The 8,484-nt window shown below is 41.7% G+C and carries 9 protein-coding genes and 1 pseudogene; 4 read left to right on the top strand and 6 right to left on the bottom strand.

Annotated features, from left to right (window positions below; all coding sequences use genetic code 11):
- The 4 genes and pseudogenes from L0B18_RS19635 to L0B18_RS19620 all read right to left on the bottom strand — a co-directional run.
- Positions 1 to 2,087, bottom strand: a pseudogene (locus L0B18_RS19635) (hypothetical protein); the annotation flags it as partial.
- A 188-nt stretch (positions 2,088 to 2,275) separates the two neighbouring features.
- Positions 2,276 to 3,454, bottom strand: a complete 1,179-nt coding sequence (locus L0B18_RS19630) for an ABC transporter substrate-binding protein (RefSeq protein ID WP_234573651.1) — start codon at positions 3,452 to 3,454, stop codon at positions 2,276 to 2,278.
- Between the two features lie 62 nt (positions 3,455 to 3,516).
- A complete protein-coding gene (locus tag L0B18_RS19625) occupies positions 3,517 to 4,113 on the bottom strand; it encodes a phage tail protein (protein WP_234573650.1) in 597 nt (198 codons plus the stop codon).
- Positions 4,114 to 4,185: 72 nt separating this feature from the next.
- Entirely contained in the window at positions 4,186 to 4,560 is a 375-nt protein-coding gene (locus L0B18_RS19620) for a hypothetical protein (protein WP_234573649.1), read from the bottom strand.
- Positions 4,561 to 4,812: 252 nt separating this feature from the next.
- Here L0B18_RS19620 and L0B18_RS19615 point away from each other — a divergent pair, with 252 nt between their 5' ends.
- On the top strand, positions 4,813 to 5,502 hold the full coding sequence (locus L0B18_RS19615) for an aspartyl/asparaginyl beta-hydroxylase domain-containing protein (RefSeq protein ID WP_234573648.1): 690 nt from the start codon (positions 4,813 to 4,815) through the stop codon (positions 5,500 to 5,502).
- 171 nt (positions 5,503 to 5,673) lie between these two features.
- Here the strand turns inward: L0B18_RS19615 and L0B18_RS19610 are convergent, their stop codons facing one another.
- Positions 5,674 to 6,189, bottom strand: coding sequence for a hypothetical protein (locus L0B18_RS19610; RefSeq protein ID WP_234573647.1), 516 nt, complete (start codon positions 6,187 to 6,189; stop codon positions 5,674 to 5,676).
- A gap of 171 nt (positions 6,190 to 6,360) precedes the next feature.
- Here L0B18_RS19610 and L0B18_RS19605 point away from each other — a divergent pair, with 171 nt between their 5' ends.
- The 3 genes from L0B18_RS19605 to L0B18_RS19595 are packed head-to-tail and all read left to right on the top strand — an operon-like array spanning position 6,361 to position 8,292.
- Entirely contained in the window at positions 6,361 to 7,620 is a 1,260-nt protein-coding gene (locus L0B18_RS19605; RefSeq protein ID WP_234573646.1) for a hypothetical protein, read from the top strand.
- 54 nt (positions 7,621 to 7,674) lie between these two features.
- A complete protein-coding gene (locus L0B18_RS19600; RefSeq protein WP_234573645.1) occupies positions 7,675 to 8,016 on the top strand; it encodes a hypothetical protein in 342 nt (113 codons plus the stop codon).
- 6 nt (positions 8,017 to 8,022) lie between these two features.
- Complete coding sequence (locus tag L0B18_RS19595; RefSeq protein WP_234573644.1) at positions 8,023 to 8,292, top strand: phytanoyl-CoA dioxygenase family protein; 270 nt, start codon at positions 8,023 to 8,025, stop codon at positions 8,290 to 8,292.
- Between the two features lie 96 nt (positions 8,293 to 8,388).
- Here L0B18_RS19595 and L0B18_RS19965 read toward each other — a convergent pair.
- The coding region (locus L0B18_RS19965; protein WP_370647626.1) for a PID-CTERM protein-sorting domain-containing protein at positions 8,389 to 8,484 on the bottom strand (96 nt) is incomplete at its 5' end.

The following is an 8,484-nucleotide window of genomic DNA, read 5'->3' as shown; positions in this document are numbered from 1 at the left end:
TCCAGCAGGCTTCCATCTTCTTTTTGGGTAGCCAGCAGGGCATAGTGGGAGGACAATGGGGTCAGCTCCCAGGCGTCACCATCGGTTTTATCCAAAGCTCCATCGGAAGAAAACTCCAGCCAGGCGGAGTTTTTCATGCCGTTACCTTGCAGTTCCAATCGAACAAACGGAGAAGGTTGTTCGGCCTGTTTCCCTAAAAGAGTGGTAGCGGTGGGCACTTTATCAGACTGGGTAAAACTGACCGAGGAACCCGCCGAGGTATTCTCCACTAGAAAGCCCTGGAACGGAGCCAGGCGTCCATCCGTCAGATCTCCCGAACTGCCATTCCATGTTTTCCAGCTTCCGCTGGATTGCCCCGCCTGGCCGCCATCGCCGGTATCACTATTGGGATCCCATGCATAGACGGTAGATGACAGGTTGGTTTTTGACAGGTCATCAAAATCAATCGGAGAAGCAAAAGGGTTACCCAGCACCGTCCATCCGGTGGCATTGGAATTCATGATTGGTGAGACGCCCGAACTGTATTCGCTTCCGGTCACACTGAGAGTTTGAGGAAATCCGTTGGCGGTTCCATTGTTGTAATCATCATCGGCATACACCTGCACCAGGAATCCGTGGCCTGCAGGCGGGGTGGTATTGGTCAGATCGGTGACGGCGACCCAGTCCGCCTGGTTGTTTCCATCCACCGAGGTACTCCAGGTATAGACATTAGGTGTTCCGGCATCGGTATCTCCGCCGGAGGTGACGCCCTGGGTCCAGATGGGATCTAAGAAGGTGCTTAAAGCGACAGCATCAGGGATAGACAGCAGCCGCCAGCCTTCGGCGCCGGTCAGGTTCACACTGACCGCATCACTGGTAGTAAAAGAAACATTTTCGGGTCCATAGGCCGTGCCTTCGGAGTTCGTAGCGTAAGCACGAACATAAATCGTGGTACCGAAAGGAAGCAAATCCACCGTTTCGCTAAACGAGGTAACTCCGGAACTCATGGGAACCACATTGTCATTGTTAATATCGGGAGAACTGGACGTTCCCCACACAATGCCGCTTTCGCTCACCGATGCCCCGCCGTCAGCGGTTACTTCCCCTCCCAATGTAGCAGTGGTCGCATCAAAGGTGGAAACAGGAGTATCGGTGGTTACCGTGGGGGTGCTGGTTGTTACAGGATCAGGCAGATCCAAATAGATCAACGTACCGCCACTACCGCTGTAAGGATCCGGAATTACAAGATCTCCTAAGGCCAGGTTAGATCCTAAACCATGTGGATATTCGTTACCAACATAAGTAAGACCATTGTAGGTTACAGTAGGAGTTCCTGTCCCACCGGTATACTTCACAACGTCATAATGGTCGTTAGCACTATCATAAGCAGTGGCATATAGATCTCCATTTCCATTGGCAGCGAGTCCAACATAATATTCTCCCTGATCTAATACAGAAGAGCTATAACCGGGTGCTGTTAGCTTGATGATTTTTCCATTTTCCCCATCTACGGTAAAATCGCTGAGAACATATACATTTCCATCGGGATCAACCGAAAGCCCTCTGGAATAGGGTACGCTAGCTCCTAATCCACTATAAATAACCGTTGTACTATACGAGTTGGATATATCATATTTTATCACCTCATAAGTCGACGTGTCACTGTTATACTCAGAGGTATAAATGTCATCATTACTGTCTATGCCAAGAGCGGTATGATAGGTTCCGCTACTTATTACAGAAGATGAGTAACTGTTTGAAGCATCCAGCAAGATTAAACGCCCATTGTTTGGGCCTCCATCAAATCCGTCAAGAAAATATACATCGCCGTTGGAGGCTACTTCTATATCTGTAGAATAATTGTTGGCTCCACTTTCATCTACACCATTATAAATTACGGTAGATGATGAGTAACTACTTGCTGCCGTAAATCTGACTATATCATATTCACTGCCATCATATTGTATGGAATAAATATTTGCGTCCGCATCCAGGGTAGCTGCTGTCGGAAATGTGCCGGTAGCACCCGTAATCGGTGTTTGGGAATACCCAATACTGTTAAATAAAAGAATAAACAATAATAGGAGGAGGTATCTCTTTTGCATCATAGTAGCTTGGTTAAGGTTAGGGAATAGTGGTGAATGAAATAGCTTTTTCTCTGTGTAATACAACTCAATTGATTTAAGGGTTAAAAAATGATGCTTTTTAAAAAAGGATATAACAGTAATGCCTCCGACACGGCAGCATATAATGGGTAAAAATTTTTAATAAAAGGGCTTGTGATTATTTCTCTTGTTCACACACAAAACAATGGATTTTGCCATCCTGAAGGTGTCGCCGAACGAATCTCATTAAATATCTGGTGGTTATATGCCAGTCGTTTTCCCTGTCCAATCACACGTTTGTCAGTCTGTTTTTTTTTGGTTTTGATACGTGCAATACTCATTTCAGGGAGTACAAACCCTGCGTCCGGGTAAAAATTTCGTTCTCCTCTTGGGCCATGAATATGTTCGGTTTGTAACAAAGATTGAACTTTTCCCCAGTCTCGTTTTTTGATGTCTTGGAGAAGCTCTTTGAACATGAGGCCTCCTTCATATCCGAGTAAAGCGAAAATATTTACAGCTTGTCCTGTTGTTTGCTGGAATTTCTTTTTAAATAACCGGTTTTGCAGAGAGGATATGGCAGGATCATACAGTAAACTTGAATAGCACTCGATATTCAGATCCGCAATTTCTTCTATCCATTCATCATAGATCATATTTTCTGCTGCGATTAATGGAATTTGCCCAGACAATCCTTCTTCAACCCAGCGGGTAAAAAATTCATTACCGCCATCGCCGCTGAAGATTGCATGAACAAATGGCGGACCCTTTTTTTTGATTTGCCGAAAAACTTTATCCATATCTAACCGGTGCGGATTTTGATGGTCAAAGGGGAGAACAGAAAGTAAAATCTGTCCGCCGCCGCCATTTGTAAACCCTTTTTGAAAAGCACTGTGAAGGTGGTAACCGGATTCCAGTACCGGCATTACCATCAACCCGCCTTCTCCATATTCTTTTCTTGCCCACTGGCCCAAAGCATATTCCGATTGCCACAACTGGTTGGAAGAGAAGAAAGTATTGGGGCTTAAGTAATCGAAATATGGAATGTATTCGCCTGAATCAAAGAAAAACCCAAGCTTTTTATTCGATTCCAGGACAGGTACAATTTCAGGAAGAACCGAGTAGCTGATTAGCCCCGACAGCATATCTACTCTGTCAAAATGTAATAGTTTTTTGACACCTTCTACTGTTTTGGATGTACTCCCTGTATCTGTATAATGCGGAATAAACTGGATTTCTTTCTGGTTGCCAGGATCCTTGTCCATACCTAAAAAAAAACCAGCAAGAAGATGATGGGCATAGTAAGGATAAAAACTGGAGTGGGGATTCAGAAAACCAATTTTAATAGTATGATCGTCTTTGTTGAAGAACATAGAATAAGCTAGTAAGCTAAAAAAGCTTTGGGGGTACATCCCAAAGCTTTTTAATTTTCATATTAATTTCTGGAAGGAAAAATTCCCTGAAGGCAGAAAATAAATTGAATGACCTGTATTGGCTGCACTATTGAAAAAGGCTGGCTTCCTCCTGAAGCGCCAATGATTATGCTTCCTGTAATCGGCCCACCATGGATAGCGGTATCGGCGTTTGATGAATCTGTATAAATTTCAGTAGGTGTACCTGTACTGGGGCCCGAACTCTGTAAAAAGCCTTTTGCCATAACCTTTGTAGGTCCCGGAGTGTTGGTATTTCCGTTCCCCGTACTTGCAGCAATAGTTGCAGAAAGACCCGTCGTACTAGCACTATGATTATGAACCGGCATTTCCAATATCGTTAATGTTCGTTGTTCCGAACCTAACAAAGCTCCTTGATTATGATAGGATGTTCCGGGACTTTGTCCTGCGGCAACAGGCGCTCTGCCCCGTAAATCCGGAAGTCTGAAGGTTGTCCGGCCATCGCCGCCGTAAATAGTGCCAATAAGCGAAAATACAGCCGTAAACTGAGAAATAGCCAGTAGTTGTCCTGCGCAAAGTGTCCAGCCTCTCGGAGCCCATGTAGGTCCCCATCCCATGATCGAACTGATGTAATAATCCATAGTTTTATGTCTTTTGAATGAATGTTAAGTGCGGATAAAAGAGATTTTCTCTTAATGAGAAATTGTTTGTCTCTAATTTTTGTCGGGTGTGTTTTTTGCGAGAGTTAAACCGGGAAGGCTAATTTCAAGAGCTTCTCCATTCTCGACTTTTATTTCTACATCCCCATATTTATCGAATGTAATATCAAATTTTCCATCTCCTTCGTATCGGCCATAGACCTCTTTGGTTTCATAACGCATTAGAATTCCCCACGTTTTATCCAAGTCGTATCCTGAAATTTTATCTTTACCAAGATCCAGAATATTGAATGTAGTAAGTCCGTCACTTTGAATCTTATGATGGCCAGATATCGAATCGCTGGTGTATTCGCCCCCATCCGCAGAGATGGTTTCGTCACCAAACGCTAGATCGGCTATATAGTTATTGGTTATCTTGAGAATGAACATGTTTTATTTCTTAGTTGTAGTTGAAGACTCCCCTTTAAAAAAGAACTTATTGAGAAAGGTTGAATTAATTTTATTATAATAAAAGCGCTTCCATATATCAATAAATTTTTTGCGGGGATGAGGTTTTTCGGATAGGTAGTTCAGATACTCTTCATTTTTGATAACATATAAATACTAAACGTACCTGAAAAAATGACTATCAGAAGAGCATATAATCTCCATGTCTAAAACATACTTATCAGTCGAGTGTCCATGAAAAATATTTGTAAACTATCTCTGACCTTTAATGCATCCAAACTTCTAAAAGAATTTCAGGAATTACTCCCTTCCTGGGAGATGCATTTTAATACTCAATATTATTCGGGAAACTGGAGTGGCATTCCACTGCGTGCACCAGTGGCTACGAATCATGCACTATCAGCTGGCGATGGAAATATTACTGAGTTTGAAGACACCGATTACTTAAAAAATTCCGAGTATTTTAACCAAGTGATCCAAACCTTTAAATCTTCTAAGCAATCCGTCCGTCTGCTCAGACTTACACCGGGTTCTGAAATTAAAGAGCATCGGGATTTTGGTCTGGGTTTTTTTGATGGAGCTGTACGTCTTCATATCCCAATTCTTACCAATTCGAAAGTGGATTTTTTTGTTGAAAAGAAGAATATCAGTATGGCCACAGGAGAATGCTGGTTTGCCAATTTTAACGTACCGCACTCGGTAGCTAATCGTGGTGAAACGGACCGGGTTCATCTGGTTATCGACTTACAAGTCAATGATTGGGTTCAGAATTTATTTGTAAAAGAGGGGATTATTAAACCTGGTGAAAAAGAATCTCAAAAACATACCATGGAAGAACAGTTGCAAATAATCGCTTCTCTTAAAGAGATGGGGAACGAAACGGCTCTTAAGCTTGCCCGAGAAATGGAACAAAAAATGAAGTAGTCTCAAATTGGATAAAGAGTATTCTGCACTCATAACTATTTTCTGTTTGATAAATCATTGGACTTCCAAGGCTCATTTCAACCCGTTCATATATCACTCCACAATTCACAACTGTGAACTTTTTTCAGATGATCAAAGATCTCTTTTGTTGTTTTTTTGAGTATTCCATATTTAATCTCTAAGCCATTTAATCATATGAGGAAATTCAGGGATGCCTTCATCCGAGTCCTGATGTTTACATAATTCCATCCATTGAAGAAGTGGCAGTCCGATGTAATTTCCGGATGTAAAATTTTCAATAAACCATTCCGAAGCCCCGCGATATCCATTTTGATGAAAAACAATTTCAGGATCTAATTTTAGGTATGTGAGAGCTGCCCAGGACCAAAGAATGGCGCCGGTTTCAAGACTTTCTTTTGAATTCTTTTCTTCATCAACATTTCCATTCAGCTTTGCTCTGTCAGATTTCGGTGTAAGGGCAATATGGCCGGCTTCGTGAATGAGGTCGCCCGGATAGGTTAGCTGATCTTTGTCCACCAACATTTCACCCCGTTCAATTTTAATGCCTGGAAGAAAGGTTTCTTCATGAATGCGGCTCTTTTTCACGGCAATACCTATCTCCTGAAGAAATAAAATGATTCTGTTTGTCAACCTCTTATTTATTTGTGAAGTTTTTAAATCACCCATGATGAATGGTTTACAATTTCGGTTCTTTTTAAATCAAACTACAAACGAACATTAGTTTGATACAAATATATCCGTTTGAGTCAAACGAGCAAACCAGACATCGATTTGCATTTGATTTAATGACCTGAATCAGGCAATATAGTTTATTTCCATAAAGAGGAGGGATTCTACTTGAAAAAAGCCAGCGAAGACATACTTTTTAGTGATGATGATCAATTTCTGATAACAAGAGGGATCAATCGTTTGTATGACATTCTTAGCAAAGAAAGTGGAGTCTATGCAAAGGATCTCACCAGAGATAAGGGTCTGGATACATCGAATGGGTGGGTGGTTAGTCCTGCGCACGCTGCCCATTGTATAAAAGATTGGGCTCGTACTACACGTTTTTTAAGAGGTATATATCAAGCGATTAAACATTGTTTAACTGATGGCAAACAAGTGCAAATTCTTTATGCCGGTTGTGGCCCTTATGCCACTTTATGTACACCTTTAACAACCCAGTTTACGCCGGAAGAAATCTCATTTACTCTATTGGATATTAATGAGATATCATTAAAAGCAGTTGAGAAGGTGTACACAAAACAAAATTTACTGGCATATGTAGATTGTTTTTTACTTGCAGATGCTACCGACCCGGAGATAGAGTTTGGTAAGCGGTTTGATATCATTATATCAGAAACCATGCAGGCAGGATTAAAACGAGAACATCAGGTACTGTTAACCCGAAATTTGATCGGGTTTTTAAAGGATGAGGGCACATTTATCCCCCAGAAAATAACCCTCGACCTTTTCATGGAAAATAGTCTGGGTAACTGTATAGATAAAACAGGAGACCGTTTATATCTGGGAACAGCTTATGAATTGGATTATAAATCTGTTCCCGAAGCCAATGATAGCACCTCGTTTGTTATTCCTGAAACGGATCTGCAATACCTTAAACTTTATACAACCATACAGGTATTTGAAGATGAAAAGCTGATAGCGGGCCAGTCCGGGCTCACCCAGCCATTGACTTTAGATCGGTTTATCACTTCGTCTCTCCACAAAATAAATTTTACGTATATGGAAGGTCCAAAACCCGGATTAACATTTGATTATGAATCATATTCAAATGGACAGGAAGTTTTTTCTTCAACAGAGCAAGGCACCATTCCGATCTATCATTTGAAACGGTATTGGTCTAAAATTATCGCTGAGCTAAATGGACAGAAGAGGAAAATATCTCAAAATGAGCATGCGGTTGATCAGGCTTTGCTGGATACGCTTGGGGTCGGTTTATATCCTGCGTTACAGTATTTATATGGATATTCTCCCACCTTTGAAGAATTTGAATCCTGGATACAAGCTCATACGGATCTTGAATCCAGGAAGGATACCATTGCGCAGTTTAATTCATTATTTGAAGAAAAGAATGATGCGCCCGGTCATTGAACAGGTTATCATCTTTCTGAAGAGGATCTCAGTTTTTTTGATGAATACGGCTATATGATCATCAAACAGGCAGTTAATAAAGAAGCTTGTGCCGAAGCTGTTGATGCCATTACAGATTTTATAGAAGTCGACTTGAACAATCCGGAAACCTGGTACCACAGTCATTCTGCCAAAAATGGGATTATGGTTGAATTTTTTAAGCATGATGGGCTTGAACAAAACCGGTTTGCCTCAAAAATTTGGGGAGCCTTTGAGTCACTTTGGAAAACTTCCCGATTGTGGGCCAGTACTGACAGAGTTAGTTTTAATCCGCCAGAAACAGAACAATGGCACTTTCCCGGCCCCAATCTGCATCTGGATATACAACTAACTACTCCGCTACCATTTGGTCTGTAAGGTATTTTGTATTTAACCAATACCAAAGAAGACCAGAGAGCATTTACAGTAGTTCCGGGATTTCACAAACAAATTGATGAGTGGATGAACAGCTTTAAAGGTGAGGTTCCTTTAATCGGTGTTTTTGATTCGTATACCTCCAAACCTTTGGCAGCTGAAGCCGGCGATTTTATTATCTGGCATCATGCTTTACCTCACGGAAGTTTATCGAACACAAATGTCAATTCCCGAATTGTTCAGTACATCAAACTTTATCCCATGAAATTTGCAACTTAAGAGGGAGCCTGATATGAACGACAGCTCACAGAAAACCTGACAGTGTAAAAATGCCTGTCAGGTTCTGGATTGCCTGAAGGTATAATTGATCTTTCTTTAGGCTTTTCTTTGCTTCAATTTTTTGATGGCATAGGCACCGCCGGCGGCGGCCAGCAGGGCGAGTCCGCCGTCAATGGGGGTTTGGCTGGGTTT

This window comes from Rhodohalobacter sp. 614A, from assembly GCF_021462415.1.
In the GTDB taxonomy this organism is placed as follows: Bacteria; Bacteroidota; Rhodothermia; order Balneolales; family Balneolaceae; genus Rhodohalobacter.
This window is presented reverse-complemented; position numbering and strand designations above follow the sequence as displayed.

Excerpts from the sequence above, each read along its gene's own strand:
- L0B18_RS19625 (WP_234573650.1), bottom strand. The coding sequence starts at position 4,113 with ATGGATTATTACATCAGTTCGATCATGGGATGGGGACCTACATGGGCT.
- L0B18_RS19610 (WP_234573647.1), bottom strand. The coding sequence starts at position 6,189 with ATGGGTGATTTAAAAACTTCACAAATAAATAAGAGGTTGACAAACAGA.
- L0B18_RS19630 (WP_234573651.1), bottom strand. The coding sequence starts at position 3,454 with ATGTTCTTCAACAAAGACGATCATACTATTAAAATTGGTTTTCTGAAT.
- L0B18_RS19620 (WP_234573649.1), bottom strand. The coding sequence starts at position 4,560 with ATGTTCATTCTCAAGATAACCAATAACTATATAGCCGATCTAGCGTTT.
- L0B18_RS19615 (WP_234573648.1), top strand. The coding sequence starts at position 4,813 with ATGAAAAATATTTGTAAACTATCTCTGACCTTTAATGCATCCAAACTT.
- L0B18_RS19600 (WP_234573645.1), top strand. The coding sequence starts at position 7,675 with ATGATCATCAAACAGGCAGTTAATAAAGAAGCTTGTGCCGAAGCTGTT.